11 protein-coding genes, 1 tRNA gene and 1 other annotated feature are annotated in these 13,933 nt (G+C 42.7%); all 12 genes read left to right on the top strand.

The genetic code is table 11. From position 1 onward, the window contains the following. Positions 1 to 37: 37 nt before the first annotated feature. The gene (locus tag D469_RS0101810) at positions 38 to 550 is read left to right on the top strand and encodes a metallophosphoesterase (protein ID WP_018921648.1); all 513 of its coding nucleotides are present in this window, start codon (positions 38 to 40) and stop codon (positions 548 to 550) included. A gap of 129 nt (positions 551 to 679) precedes the next feature. Further along, positions 680 to 755: transfer RNA gene (locus D469_RS0101805), tRNA-Arg, on the top strand. 694 nt (positions 756 to 1,449) lie between these two features. Next, positions 1,450 to 2,352 (top strand): branched-chain-amino-acid transaminase, encoded by a 903-nt coding sequence (gene ilvE, locus D469_RS0101800; protein WP_018921647.1) that lies wholly within the window; start codon positions 1,450 to 1,452, stop codon positions 2,350 to 2,352. Positions 2,353 to 2,368: 16 nt separating this feature from the next. Further along, positions 2,369 to 2,623 (top strand) — a binding site (T-box leader). 94 nt (positions 2,624 to 2,717) lie between these two features. Continuing rightward, complete coding sequence (gene ilvB, locus D469_RS0101795; RefSeq protein WP_018921646.1) at positions 2,718 to 4,448, top strand: acetolactate synthase large subunit; 1,731 nt, start codon at positions 2,718 to 2,720, stop codon at positions 4,446 to 4,448. Next, positions 4,445 to 4,966, top strand: a complete 522-nt coding sequence (gene ilvN / locus D469_RS0101790) for an acetolactate synthase small subunit (RefSeq protein WP_018921645.1) — start codon at positions 4,445 to 4,447, stop codon at positions 4,964 to 4,966. Before ilvB ends, ilvN begins: the two co-directional genes overlap by 4 nt. A 44-nt stretch (positions 4,967 to 5,010) precedes the next feature. Next, the gene (gene ilvC, locus D469_RS0101785; protein ID WP_018921644.1) at positions 5,011 to 6,033 is read left to right on the top strand and encodes a ketol-acid reductoisomerase; all 1,023 of its coding nucleotides are present in this window, start codon (positions 5,011 to 5,013) and stop codon (positions 6,031 to 6,033) included. Further along, a complete protein-coding gene (locus tag D469_RS0101780) occupies positions 6,020 to 7,567 on the top strand; it encodes a 2-isopropylmalate synthase (RefSeq protein WP_018921643.1) in 1,548 nt (515 codons plus the stop codon). The genes ilvC and D469_RS0101780 overlap by 14 nt, the downstream gene beginning before the upstream one ends. A gap of 35 nt (positions 7,568 to 7,602) precedes the next feature. Next, positions 7,603 to 8,694 carry a 3-isopropylmalate dehydrogenase gene (gene leuB, locus D469_RS0101775; RefSeq protein ID WP_018921642.1) on the top strand — a complete coding sequence of 364 codons (1,092 nt, stop codon included), beginning with the start codon at positions 7,603 to 7,605 and terminating at the stop codon, positions 8,692 to 8,694. A 44-nt stretch (positions 8,695 to 8,738) separates the two neighbouring features. Beyond that, complete coding sequence (gene leuC / locus D469_RS0101770) at positions 8,739 to 10,154, top strand: 3-isopropylmalate dehydratase large subunit (protein WP_018921641.1); 1,416 nt, start codon at positions 8,739 to 8,741, stop codon at positions 10,152 to 10,154. Between the two features lie 40 nt (positions 10,155 to 10,194). Beyond that, positions 10,195 to 10,782 (top strand): 3-isopropylmalate dehydratase small subunit, encoded by a 588-nt coding sequence (leuD, locus tag D469_RS0101765; protein ID WP_018921640.1) that lies wholly within the window; start codon positions 10,195 to 10,197, stop codon positions 10,780 to 10,782. Between the two features lie 324 nt (positions 10,783 to 11,106). Beyond that, on the top strand, positions 11,107 to 12,144 hold the full coding sequence (locus tag D469_RS0101760; RefSeq protein WP_018921639.1) for a tetratricopeptide repeat protein: 1,038 nt from the start codon (positions 11,107 to 11,109) through the stop codon (positions 12,142 to 12,144). 134 nt (positions 12,145 to 12,278) lie between these two features. Further along, the gene (gene tig / locus D469_RS0101755) at positions 12,279 to 13,595 is read left to right on the top strand and encodes a trigger factor (RefSeq protein ID WP_018921638.1); all 1,317 of its coding nucleotides are present in this window, start codon (positions 12,279 to 12,281) and stop codon (positions 13,593 to 13,595) included. Positions 13,596 to 13,933 lie beyond the last annotated feature (338 nt).

The following is a 13,933-nucleotide window of genomic DNA, read 5'->3' as shown; positions in this document are numbered from 1 at the left end:
ATCCTTGGCAAGAACAATGCTTGAAAGGAAGGCTCGTATGAAAAATATATTAATCATTAGTGACACTCATGGAGACCGCACAGAGCTTGCAAAAGTAATAGCGAGGCATGCGAATGATACGGAGGCTATAATCCATTGTGGGGATTCAGAATTAGAGGGAACTGATGAGGTACTTAAAGGTGTGAATATAGTAAAAGGGAATTGTGATTTTGGCACGGATTTCTCTGAAGAAACGTTGCTCGAAATTGAGGGCCAGCGTGTCTTTGTTACACATGGTCATTTGCATAATGTGAAGATGACTCACTTGAATCTGTTGTATCGAGCAGAGGAATCAGGGGCTGACCTGGTATGTTTCGGGCACTCGCACAGTGTGGCTGCTTTTCATGAGCGAGGCGTAGTGTTTGTTAACCCAGGGAGTCTGCTATTACCGCGTCAACCGAGAGAAGCGACATATGCTATTTGTCGTTTAACGGAAAAAGGTATTGAGGATGTTCGTTTTTTTGAACGTGATTCAGGGGAAGAAATGACCTCTCTTCGGCTAGAGGTCTAAATTCCCTCCTTCTCTTCTCTCTAGGGTGAAAAAAGATTAAATCCATGAAAATTTAAAGTTGACGGCGGCCCGAAAGTTAGCTAATATAATAAATGTCGTTATTTTGATTTATAAAACAGTACGTGAATTGTCCCAGTAGCTCAGGGGATAGAGCAACGGCCTTCTAAGCCGTTGGTCGCAGGTTCGAATCCTGCCTGGGACGCCATTACTTATACTGACTCCATCCCCCCTCTTGCTTTGCAAGGGGGGGTTTTTTATGAGTGTCCCCTCTCGCTTCTTAAAAAGACATGGTTTAGAGAATGGTGTTGATATGTTGTTTATGGTCTCCCTTCAGTGAGCGAGTCGCGAGCCTCCTTGGGAAACCCGACCTGCAAGGTATCGACAGGTCCACTTGGCCCGCAAGAGTGTCAGCCATTCCCGACATATCAACGGTTTTTCTCTATGTCTGATCGGGGGGCAAAGATACTTTTTTTTATAGTACAGACTTAATCTGTTGGTTTGCCCGTGTAATCACCCATACCGTATCACCAAACCTACATAAGTTAAAGTAAGCATGCCCATTTGATTAATATCGTAATTTCGAGTGCAGCGCCTACAAAAAAAGAGTGAACAATCACTCAGAAAAATGGTCAAAAAAATTAAAAATAGCTATATTCCCTGATATCTTTGAGTGTAAACGCATTCAAAAAAAATCATAAGTCGGAATCGTCAAATTATTTTACGAGAAGTGGTTGACCCTCTGTAACAATCGGCGTATGATATTCCTTAAACACGATTTGTATTTAAGGAAGACACATTTGCCTACCGGAGAAATACATGAACCGGTAATGCCTATATTACATTACAGCAAATGTCTAAGCTTCCCGCTTTACTTACAACGGTTCTAGGGGTGATTCAACATGGGCGACCAGTGGATTTTTCTGGACGGCGAATTCGTAAAAAAAGAAGAGGCAAAAATATCTGTCTACGATCATGGGTTTTTATATGGTGATGGGGTATTTGAAGGTATTCGAGTATATGGAGGCAATGTATATAAGCTGCATGAACATCTTGAGCGCTTGTATAATTCAGCCAAATCCATTATGCTGTCTATCCCCTACGACATGAAAGAGATGACTACGATTATTGTGGAGACATTGCAAAAGAATGAACTAGAAGATGCCTACATTCGCCTTGTTGTTTCGCGTGGAGTCGGGAATCTTGGCTTGGACCCGCAGAACTGTGAGCGTCCTCAAGTGATTGTTATCGCCGAGAAGTTAGCGATCTACCCAAAAGAGTTGTATGAAACCGGGCTGGAAATTGTCACAGTTGCCACTCGTCGTAATCGTCCTGATGTTTTGAGCCCAAAAGTCAAATCATTGAATTATTTAAATAATGTACTTGTGAAAATTGAAGCGAATTTGGCGGGAGTCAGTGAAGCTTTAATGTTAAATGATCAAGGCTATGTAGCTGAAGGATCGGCGGATAATATATTTATTTTTAAAGGCGATGCGATCTATACACCGCCTGGGTACGTAGGTGCTCTTGAAGGAATTACTCGCCAAGCAATCATTGAAATTTCTGAAGAGTTAGGATATAACTTAAAAGAAGAACCATTTACCCGCCATGATGTGTACACTGCCGATGAAGTCTTTCTAACTGGGACAGCAGCAGAAGTTATCCCGGTAGTTAAAGTCGATGGTCGACAAATCGGTAATGGTCAGCCTGGGGAAGAAACTGGACGCTTGCTACAAGCTTTTCGTGAAAAAGTGATAGAAGATGGTGTGAAAGTTAAAACCTCGTCAAATGCTGAAGTTGGATAAAGATAAAAATAAGCATAATAAAACGATGAAGAGGTCAAGTAACAGCCGTTAAGGTGCTTAACAGAGAGCCGTGTATGCTGAGATGCGGTATCACCGGCGGCTGTGAACTCCCCTCTGAGTGCCGGGATGAAATAAAGACTGAGTAGTTCACGGCCGGGCAGCCCGCACAGCTGGCCCGTTATCAATATAACGAACACATTTCGTTATCGAGGTAGCATTTGCAAAAATGTTACGAAGAAGGGTGGTACCACGGAATCTTTCCGTCCCTTCGACTGGATTGCCCCCAGTCGATGTTGGATGGAAAGATTTTTTTGTTGGTGTATATGGACGAATAAGAACAGGTTACGGGAGGAGCGATTAGTAAGATGAAAATGGAAGGGAAAATGGCTGAAACCCCCACACAAGAAAATGATGCTTATGAAGAAGTTTCAGGTTCATCAATGTTGATTAAAGCTTTGGCACGGGAAAAAGTTGATGTCATTTTTGGCTATCCGGGCGGGGCGATTCTCCCCACTTATGATGAAATTTATAAAACAGGTATTCGGCATATTTTAGCCAGGCATGAACAAGGGGCTATCCATGCGGCTGAAGGATATGCAAGGGTATCTGGCAAACCGGGCGTTTGTGTTGTAACTTCAGGCCCTGGTGCCACCAATGTGGTTACTGGAATTGCAGATGCCATGATTGATTCTTTACCATTGGTCGTTATTACAGGGCAGGTGGCAACGTCAGTCATCGGTACGGACGCGTTTCAAGAAGCAGATGTTGTTGGGGTAACAATGCCTATTACGAAACACAACTTTCAAGTACGGGAGGTAAGTGATCTCCCAAGAGTGATAAAAGAAGCATTTCATATCGCTACAACCGGCCGTCCGGGCCCTGTTCTTATCGACCTGCCTAAAGATGTCTCAGTAGCTTCTGGAATATTTAATTATGATGAAGAAGTGGATCTGCCAGGTTATCATCCGACCTTCGTTCCAAACAAACTGCAACTAAAAAAATTGCAAGATGCAGTTAATCAAGCAGAAAAACCGGTGATTTTAGCTGGAGCCGGCGTATTACACGCCGGAGGAGCTGCTGAACTCCTTGAGTATGCAGAAACCCAGAAAATTCCAGTTGCAAGTACATTGCTTGGTCTTGGGGCCTTCCCTGGACAACATGAGTTATCACTTGGAATGGCTGGTATGCATGGCACTTATACTGCAAACATGGCTCTACATGAAAGTGATTTGTTAATTAGTATCGGAGCTAGGTTTGATGACAGAGTGACAGGCAACTTGAAGCATTTTGCACCGACTGCCCAGATTGCCCATATTGATGTTGACCCAGCAGAAATTGGGAAAGTTGTTGAAACTCAGATCCCAGTAGTAGGGGATGCCCGGGAAGCGCTGAAAGGGCTGCTTGAAAAAAGTGAAAGCAGGGGCGACTTCTCGGCTTGGAGAAAATATTTGCATGAATTACAAACCGAATATCCGCTTTGGTATCACAAGGATGAAGAAACGATTAAACCTCAGCGTTTGATTGAAGATATCTTCACAGCAACAGATGGTGAAGCTGTCGTGACTACCGATGTAGGACAGCATCAAATGTGGGCAGCTCAGTATTATCACTTTAATAAACCAAATCGTTGGGTCACCTCGGGAGGCCTGGGCACGATGGGCTTCGGGTTCCCTTCAGCAATTGGCGCACAATTTGCTGAGCCTGAAACGCCAGTGGTTGCCGTTATTGGCGATGCCGGCTTTCAGATGACGGCTCAGGAAATGTCGATTTTGCAGGAATTGAACTTGCCGGTAAAGATTGTTCTGGTTAACAACGCTTCACTCGGTATGGTTAGACAGTGGCAGCAACTCTTTTACGAAGAAAGGTATTCAAATTCACTATTTCCTATCCAGCCTGACTTCGTAAAGATGGCTGAAGCTTATAACATCAAAGGCGAAAAAGTGGAGGACCCATCAAAAGTAAAAGAGGCTTTACAAGAGGCCTTGGCGCACAACGGCCCAGTATTATTAGATGTCCGGGTGACTGCTGATGAAAATGTCTATCCGATGATAGCACCTGGCAAAGGTCATCAAGAAATGGAGGGGATTAAGCCGTGAAACGAACAATAACAGCAACTGTTACTAATACCTCAGGTGTTATGAATCGTATTACTGGGCTGTTTGCCAGACGTAATTTTAATATCGAGAGTATTACCGTAGGTGTCACAGAGAACCCTGACGTTTCAAGAATGACATTTGTAGTCAATGTCGATAATCATCGCGGGCTTGACCAAGTCATTAAGCAGTTGAATAAACAAGTGGATGTGCTGAAAGTTCGTGATATTACAGACGAATCGATTGTCGCTCGGGAACTTGCTTTAATTAAAGTTGTGGCTGCTCCCCAGCATCGGGCAGAAATTGAAGCTGTTGCGAGCCCGTTTCGAGCTTCACTTATCGATGTAGGCAGAGAAAGCGTAACGGTTCAAGTAACAGGTGACCAAGACAAAGTAGAAGCAATGATTGATCTGCTTAAGCCTTATGGAATTAAAGAGCTGGCCAGAACTGGCGTCACAGCCTTTAAGCGCAGCACTAAGAAAACAACAATTGATCATCCAAGGTATTCTGTTATTAACTAGCAAGATAAAAAATATATTTTACTATGAAAAAGGAGAGGTTCATAATGGCAACAGTTTATTACAATGGTGACGTAAATGAGGCAGTATTACAAAACAAGACAGTAGCAGTAGTAGGGTATGGTTCCCAAGGGCATGCGCACGCTAAAAATTTGCGCGATAGTGGTGTACACGTAGTAGTTGGCCTTAGAAAAGGAAAGTCTTGGGAAAAAGCTGAAGAAGACGGTTTTGAAGTTCTTCAAGTTTCAGAAGCAACAGCAAAAGCAGACATTATCATGATTTTGCTTCCAGATGAGCTTCAGCCAGGTGTTTATGAAAATGAAATTAAACCTGAACTAACTGCAGGCAAAGCACTTGCTTTTGCACACGGATTCAATATCCACTTCAGCCAAATTGTACCACCTGCAAACGTAGATGTATTTATGGCAGCACCGAAAGGCCCTGGTCATATTGTGCGCAGAACATATGAAGATGGAGCAGGTGTGCCGGGTCTGTTCGCAGTTTATCAAGATGCTTCCGGTCAAGCTCGGGATATCGCGCTAGCTTATTCAAAACAAAACGGAGCGGGCCGCGCTGGTATTATTGAAACTACATTTCAAGAAGAAACGGAAACAGATCTATTTGGTGAGCAGGCTGTACTTTGCGGAGGAACTTCTGCTCTAGTAAAAGCCGGTTTTGAAACGCTTGTAGAAGCAGGCTATCAGCCAGAAGTCGCTTACTTTGAATGTTTGCACGAATTAAAGTTGATCGTTGACCTGATGTATGAAGGCGGATTGGAAGGCATGCGTTATTCCATCTCTGACACTGCACAGTGGGGAGACTTCCAGGCAGGACCGCGCGTGATTACAGACGAAACAAAAGCAGCAATGGAAGATATTTTAGAAGATATTCAAACCGGTCGCTTTGCTAAAGGCTGGATTTTAGAAAATCAGGCAAATCGCCCTGAATTTAATGCAACTAACGCAAAGGAAAATACGCATCAAATTGAGGAAGTGGGACGCAAGCTTCGAGAAATGATGCCATTTAATAAAGCGAATGCTAAAGGAGTGGTCGGCAGTGCGAAAAATTAACGTCTTTGACACGACGCTTAGAGATGGAGAGCAGTCGCCTGGTGTAACTTTAAATTTTGAAGAAAAAGTAGAAATTGGAACCCAATTAGAACGCCTCGGTGTAGACATTATCGAGGCTGGGTTCCCTGCTACTTCAGAAGGCGATTTTCAAGCGGTGAAGCGTATTGCTGAGTTAGTAAAAGACAGCTCCGTTACTGGTCTCTCCCGATCTTTAAAAAAGGATATCGATGCGTCGTGGGAGGCGTTAAAAGCCGGTGCAGAACCGCGCTTACATGTTTTTCTCGCTACTTCTCCAGTCCATATGAAGCATAAGCTCAATATGACTGAAGACCAGGTTGTTGAAACAGCGGTAGACTCGGTGAAATATGCGAAAGAACGATTCCCTAAAGTTCAGTTCTCTGCTGAGGATGCCTGTCGCTCTGACCTTGACTTTCTTGTCCGTATTAGTGAAGCAGTCATTGATGCAGGGGCAGAAGTTGTTAATTTACCTGATACTGTGGGTTATATTACCCCAGCGGAAATACAGCATATCTTCCGTTATCTAAAAGAGAACATTCGAAATGTTGAGCATGCCAATCTATCAGCTCACTGCCACGATGATCTCGGTATGGCAGTTGCCAACTCGTTAGCAGCGATTGAAGGCGGAGCTGACCAAGTAGAGTGCGCGATTAACGGCATAGGAGAGCGGGCAGGCAATGCTTCATTGGAGGAGATTGCTGTTGCTCTTCATACTCGCAGTGATTTTTATAAAGCCAATACCAATCTTACCTTGAATGAAATCAAACGAACGAGTGCTCTGGTCAGCCGTGTCACGGGAATGCAAGTACCAAACAACAAAGCTGTGGTTGGTGACAACGCCTTTGCTCATGAGTCAGGCATTCATCAAGATGGCATGCTGAAAGAAAAATCAACGTATGAAATCATTACCCCAGAACTCGTGGGGGTAAGCTCAAATCGAATGGTTCTTGGAAAACATTCCGGGCGTCATGCCTTTTCAGAGAAATTAAAAGAGCTAGGCTATGAATCCACCGCCGAAGAAGTGACAAAAGTATTTAAAGCCTTCAAATCGTTAGCTGATAAGAAAAAAGAAGTAACAGATGAAGATATTTTCGCGTTGATGACCGAAGAAAAAATCGACTCAACCCATACGTACTATGAAATGCAGGCGCTTCAAGTGAACTACGGTACTACGTATATCCCGACAGCTACCATTACTATGACTGACCCTGAAGGCGAGCCAATTGAGGAGGCTGCAACTGGCTCTGGCAGTGTGGAAGCTGTTTATAATACGATCGAGCGAATCGTTGGCGAAGCAATTGTCTTAAAGGATTACCGTATTCAATCGATAAGTGGAGGGGAAGACGCACTGGCAGAAGTATTTGTGACTGTAGAATTTCAAGGTGAAGAATCATCTGGAAGAGGTACAGCGCACGATGTGCTAGAATCTTCAGCAAAAGCTTATATTAATGCAGTGAATCGAATTTTAGCCCGAAAGCCAAATCAAGCTGGGAAAACAGAAAAAGCTAACGTGTAATGATTTGGACTTGAGACGAGAGGATGAACGTAGTCATGGAAAAGAAAATTACTGTTCTGCCAGGAGACGGGATCGGTCCAGAAGTGGTCGAAGCAACGACAAACATTTTGGATGAAGTTGCTGAACAATTCGGCCATACATTCACGTATGAATATGCTGATATCGGCGGTATTGCTCTTGACCGGGAAGGCGTACCGCTGCCTGATAAAACAGTCGAAACATGCCGAGAGAGTGACGGTGTGCTGCTTGGTGCAGTTGGAGGACCAAAATGGGATGAAAATCCTGGCCATTTGCGACCAGAAGCAGGATTGTTAGGTATTCGCAAACAGCTTGAGCTGTTTGCGAACCTTAGGCCGGTTGCTGGACACGAAAGTTTGAACACTTCTTCTTCCTTAAAAGAAGAAGTCATTAACGGGGTAGACCTTATGATTGTCCGTGAATTAACCGGTGGCTTATATTTTGGAGAACCGAAAGAGCGTCGTGAAGAAGGTGGAGAAGAAGCTGTGGTTGATACGCTCTCTTATAAGCGTTCTGAAATTGAACGGATTGTGAGGCGGGCGTTTGATCTTGCAAAAGTCCGTAAAAAACATGTTACATCGGTAGATAAAGCTAATGTCTTAGAATCGAGCAGACTTTGGCGCGAAATTGCAGACGAAGTAAGCGAAGATTATCCCGATGTTACGTTAGAACACATGTTAGTGGACAATGCTGCTATGCAACTAATCCGTGATCCTAAGCAATTTGACGTAGTGGTCACCGAAAATATGTTTGGAGATATTTTAAGTGATGAAGCCTCTGTATTAACTGGCTCACTGGGTATGCTGCCATCGGCTAGTATTGGAAGTGACAGCCCAGGACTATACGAACCGGTACACGGATCAGCACCAGATATAGCAGGCGAAGGTAAAGCCAATCCACTTGCAACGATTGCATCTGCGGGTATGATGTTGAAATATTCATTTGGGATGATTGCAGAAGCAACGGCGATTGATGAGGCGATTCAACAAGTGCTTTCGAATGGCTTTCGTACTGGTGACATTGCAAAGCCAGGAGAGAAAATCCTGAGCACAGACGAAATGACAGCTGAAGTAGTTAAGGCGCTTCAAACAGCTGCTGCTAAGAGCTAACAGGTCAAGGGAAGGAACTTAGTATATAAGTTGGGGGAGTAACAATGAAGCCTAAAACAATAATTGAGAAAATCTGGGATCATCATACCGTCAAATCAGAAGCAGACCGACCGGATTTAATGTATATTGATTTGCATATGGTACATGAAGTTACATCGCCGCAGGCGTTTGAAGGATTACGCTTAGCAGGGCGGAAGGTTCGTCGGCCAGATCTAACTTTCGCTACCATGGACCATAATGTGCCTACTAAAAATCGTGAATCAATTACTGATTTAGTGGCTAAAAAGCAAATGGAAACTCTATCTACAAACTGTGAAGAATTTGGTGTTGAAATAGCAGATATTAATAGCCCTAATAACGGAATTGTGCATGTCATTGGTCCAGAGCTTGGCCTTACTCAGCCAGGAAAAACCATTGTGTGTGGTGACAGCCACACTTCAACCCACGGTGCTTTCGGCGCTTTGGCTTTTGGAATTGGCACAAGTGAAGTAGAACATGTGCTTGCCACGCAGTCCCTTTGGCAGTCACGACCGAAAACAATGGAAGTGCGAGTGAATGGTCGTTTGGCTGAAGGCATTACAGCCAAAGATATTATCCTTGCCATCATTTCAAAATTTGGCGTTGATTTTGGTACCGGGCATGTTATGGAATATACAGGCGAAGCAATCAAAGGACTAACGATGGAAGAGCGTATGACAATATGTAACATGTCTATTGAAGCAGGAGCCAGAGCTGGTTTAATAAGCCCTGACCAAGTCACTGTTGATTATTTGAAAGGCCGCCGTAATGTTCCAGAGGGAGAAGCCTTTGAGGAAAAAGTAAGTGAATGGATGTCCTTTGCTACGGACAAAGATGCTACGTATGATTCAGTTGTGGAAATTGATGCAGCAGAAATTGAGCCCATGGTTACTTGGGGCACTAATCCAGCACAAGGCGTATCGGTACACGGTCAAGTCCCATCACCGGAAGATGCCATGTCCGGACCAGAGAGAAAAGCGATTGAACAATCACTAGAGTATATGGGATTAGAACCAGGAACGAAAATTACTGACATCGAAGTGGAACATGTATTTATAGGTTCATGCACAAACTCTCGAATTAGTGACTTACGTGAAGCCGCTGCTGTGGCTAAGGGTCAAAAAGTAGCTGATGGTGTGCGGGCCATGGTCGTTCCAGGTTCTATGAGCGTGAAGAAAATGGCTGAACAAGAAGGCTTGGATGATATATTTCGGGCAGCAGGATTCGATTGGAGAGAAGCAGGCTGCAGTATGTGTTTAAGTATGAACCCTGATTTTGTTCCTGAAGGCGAACGCTGTGCTTCTACATCTAATAGAAACTTTGAAGGACGCCAAGGAAAAGGGGCACGGACGCATCTCGTAAGCCCAGCAATGGCAGCTGCGGCTGCGGTGAACGGCAAGTTTGCTGATGTTCGTGATTTAGAAAGATCCCCTGTTTCGTAATTGAGTTCAAGAAAGCTATGATGAGAAAGGTTGAATAGATATGGAACCACTAGTTACGTTAAAAGGAAATACAGGCGTTCTTCCCCGTGTTAATATCGATACGGACCAAATCATCCCAAAGCAGTTTTTAAAACGGGTAGAACGTACAGGATTTGGGCAATTTCTTTTCTTCGATTGGCGCTTTAATGCAGATGGTTCAGATAATGAAAATTTTGAATTGAACCAGCCCCATGCAAAAGATGCCTCCATTTTAATAGCAGATCACAATTTTGGTTGTGGTTCATCAAGAGAACACGCGCCATGGGCTCTGAATGATTACGGTTTTCGTGTGGTCATTGCTCCTAGCTTTGCTGATATCTTTTATAACAATTGCTTTAAAAATGGGATTTTGCCAATTCGTCTGCCTGAAGATGAAGTGTATGCACTGATGGAGAAAGGTCGTGACGCAATATATGAACTTACAGTAGACCTTGAAAATCAGAAAATTACTGATGACGGTGGGTTTGAAACCAGCTTTGAAATTGATCCTTATTTAAAAGGTATGCTGCTTAATGGTTGGGATGAAATTAGTTTAACACTACAATATGAAAATGAAATTGAATCGTATGAGAAAGAAGTGCAAGCATAAGTTGGCACTATACCTTTCTAAAATCCAACCTTGTGCTCCAACCTTGTAAGAGTTCACCAGGCAGTGAGTGCTGGAGAGGTGTTGAAAGGTCGCCTATCAGTCATAGGCGGCCTTTTTATACGGAATAAAGAATGTATAAAAGGTTAATAAATAGATTATACGGCTGGTAGCAGGCTAAAGGAGCATTACTTTTAACCAGCATATAAAAGGAAAAGAGTACCATTATTTGGTCCATATGGAGTTAAGGATTGTACTTTAAACCTTCACTTGCTAAACTTAAACAATCATACATACAATTTGCACACAGGAAAGAGGGTGAATCAAATGACAAGTGAAGATAATCACAGAGATAATGTTGTTCCCTTTCCTGGTGCTGTTAAACAGCTAATCGAACAAGGGCTAGATGCTTTAAAACAAAACAAGTATGAAGAAAGTATTGAAAAGTTTAAACTTGCCCTTAATCGAGCTCCAGACAATGAACCTGCGGCAACAGGCCTATTAGTTGCTTACACGCAAATCGGCCGTCTATATGAAGGAAAAGAATGGGCTGAGCAACTTCTTCATGAAGGGCGAGGCGATTACTTTGAAGTTTTACAAATGTACATTACCTTGCTTACCCAACTTGGCGATTATCATGGGGTAGTTCAAACGCTTGAAGCCGTTCAATCAGAGAGTCAATTTCCACCTCATTTAGCCGAACATTTTTTTGAATTACTTCATTTGGCAAGAACGATGGCTGAGGAGGAAGACCAGGGGTATCATTTGGAGAAAAATTCTCCTCCTCCAGAAGGAGATATTGTTTTCCCTGAAGAAATTATGCATCAACTGGAGACTGGAGATCTCCCTCGTCAGTTTCAAGCTTTGTCAATGCTAAAAGATTATCACTCTGAAGCAGTAATTCAACGATTAAAAGATATGTTGGTTGACCTCGACATCAATTCAGTATTGAAATCCTTTATTTTATTCTTGCTAAAGGATTGGAATATCACCCAAAAGGTCACAATTCAAAAGGGTGAAAAGAAAACAGAAGAATCTCCCGGTCATTTGCCTGCGATGGAAGAAATACCGGCGGTGAAACGTGTTTCTTCCTATTTAAATGATCAACTCGGACAAATGGATCCGAGTTTATTGGATGCAGCCAAACAAATATGGCAGCAGGTGGTGTTGGACGCTTATCCATTTGAGCCTCCTGCCTATTCCGTCGAAGCTTGGGGAGCGGCTCTTCACTATGAAGCAAAAATGTATTTAGGACAGATGCCGTGCTTTGATGATTTATGTCGCTATCATCAAACCGAAGAAAAGGAAACGGAAGAATGTTTAGAAATGGTCACTTCACTTGATGAAACTGGTTTTCCATTTTAACCTTTACGAAAGTAACAGTTGTCAAGCTTGGGTTAAAATCCGCTGATTGAAAAGCAAATCGTGTATGTTATAATGTAATGGTTGTAAAGATTGAAACCCGTTAATAACCTATGAAACTTGGAGGGAACGTATAAATGACTGCACAATGGGAAAAGAAAGAAGGCAATGAAGGAGTCCTCACCGTTACGGTTGACTCAGAGAAACTTGACGAGGCTCTAGAGCAAGCCTTTCAAAAAGTACGAGGAAAAGTAAATGTACCTGGTTTTCGGAAAGGGAAAGTACCTCGTAAATTATTCGAACAGCGTTTCGGTATCGAGTCGCTTTACCAGGATGCTGTCGACATTGTTTTACCAGAAGCTTATTCCAATGCTGTTCAAGAAGCTGACATTAATCCAGTTGACCAGCCAGAAATTGACATAGAGGAAATTGAACAAGGAAAAGGTGTCGTTTTTAAAGCAACAGTTACTGTAAAACCTGAAGTTGAGTTAGGTGAGTATAAAGGACTTGAAGTTGAAGAGTTCGATACTACAGTTGCTGATGAAGAAGTAGAAGAAGAGTTGCAAAAGCAGCAGGAAAACCACGCTGACCTTGTGGTAGTAGAAGAGGGAGAAGTGCAAGAAGGCGATACAGCTGTATTTGACTTCGAAGGCTTCGTAAATGGTGAAGCATTTGAAGGTGGAAAAGCAGAGAACTATTCCCTTGAAATCGGTTCAGGTCAATTTATCCCTGGTTTTGAAGAACAGCTTGTTGGTACAAAAGCTGGTGAAGAGAAAGATGTGGAAGTTACATTCCCGGAAGAATATCATGCTGAAGAGCTTGCTGGTCAGGATGCAACCTTCAAAGTGAAACTTCATGAAGTTAAGCGTAAAGAATTGCCAGAACTCGACGATGAGTTTGCAAAAGACGTTGACGAAGAAGTAGACACACTCGACGAACTTCGCAGTAAATTGAAGGACAAGCTTGTTCATGATAAAGAACACGAAAAAGACCATCATGTAAAAGACACCCTTGTAGAAAAAGCTGCAGAAAATGCAACGGTTGATATTCCAGACGCGATGGTTTCCTCTGAGTCTGAACGAATGATCCAAGAGTTTGGGCAGCGTCTGCAAGCCCAAGGCATGGATATGAATATGTATTACCAAATGGCAGGAACAGACGAAGAAGGAATGAAGGAACAGTTTAAGCCTGAAGCTGAAAAGCGTGTACAGATGAATCTCGTCTTAGAAGCAATTGCTGAAACAGAAGAAGTTGAAGCAACAGACGAAGATGTAGATGCTGAACTTGAAAAAATGGCTGAAATGTACCAGCGCGATAAAGAAGAAATTCGTAACCTGCTAGCTATGCAAGGTGGAGAAGAAACCTTAAAAGGTGATCTTAAAATCCAAAAAGCAATTGACCTTCTTGTAGAAAATAGCAAAGAAGTAGAAAAGCAAGAAGCGGCGAACGAATAATCTAATAAACAAACAAGGCACGCATTAAGCCGTGCCTTGTTTTACACTACTTAATTTCGCCGGCTTAGTTTTTTATCTGTCTCACTTTTTTATTTTATTGACGAGGAAAAAGAGTAATGACTAGCTTCAAATACATATTATTATGAAGAATAAGGGAAGCTATTTTTAAATATTAATCATAAAAGTGTTGTTTGCAGATCACCTAATTAGGGAAATCTGATGACAAGCTTATACGTTACCTTTAGTTAAATCACGTACCTTTTTACATTTTAACAAGATGCAACGTAAAATAAAGGACAAAGTGTAAGAATAATGTATGACACCGTCCCAGTTGGCTA

It is taken from the genome of Salsuginibacillus kocurii DSM 18087 (genome assembly GCF_000377705.1).
In the GTDB taxonomy this organism is placed as follows: domain Bacteria; phylum Bacillota; class Bacilli; order Bacillales; family Marinococcaceae; genus Salsuginibacillus; species Salsuginibacillus kocurii.
This window is presented reverse-complemented; position numbering and strand designations above follow the sequence as displayed.

What these genes read in the sequence shown, in the direction of transcription:
- D469_RS0101810 (WP_018921648.1), top strand. Translation starts at nt 38, where the DNA reads ATGAAAAATATATTAATCATTAGTGACACTCATGGAGACCGCACAGAG.
- ilvE (WP_018921647.1), top strand. Translation starts at nt 1,450, where the DNA reads ATGGGCGACCAGTGGATTTTTCTGGACGGCGAATTCGTAAAAAAAGAA.
- ilvB (WP_018921646.1), top strand. Translation starts at nt 2,718, where the DNA reads ATGAAAATGGAAGGGAAAATGGCTGAAACCCCCACACAAGAAAATGAT.
- ilvC (WP_018921644.1), top strand. Translation starts at nt 5,011, where the DNA reads ATGGCAACAGTTTATTACAATGGTGACGTAAATGAGGCAGTATTACAA.
- leuB (WP_018921642.1), top strand. Translation starts at nt 7,603, where the DNA reads ATGGAAAAGAAAATTACTGTTCTGCCAGGAGACGGGATCGGTCCAGAA.
- leuC (WP_018921641.1), top strand. Translation starts at nt 8,739, where the DNA reads ATGAAGCCTAAAACAATAATTGAGAAAATCTGGGATCATCATACCGTC.
- leuD (WP_018921640.1), top strand. Translation starts at nt 10,195, where the DNA reads ATGGAACCACTAGTTACGTTAAAAGGAAATACAGGCGTTCTTCCCCGT.
- D469_RS0101760 (WP_018921639.1), top strand. Translation starts at nt 11,107, where the DNA reads ATGACAAGTGAAGATAATCACAGAGATAATGTTGTTCCCTTTCCTGGT.
- tig (WP_018921638.1), top strand. Translation starts at nt 12,279, where the DNA reads ATGACTGCACAATGGGAAAAGAAAGAAGGCAATGAAGGAGTCCTCACC.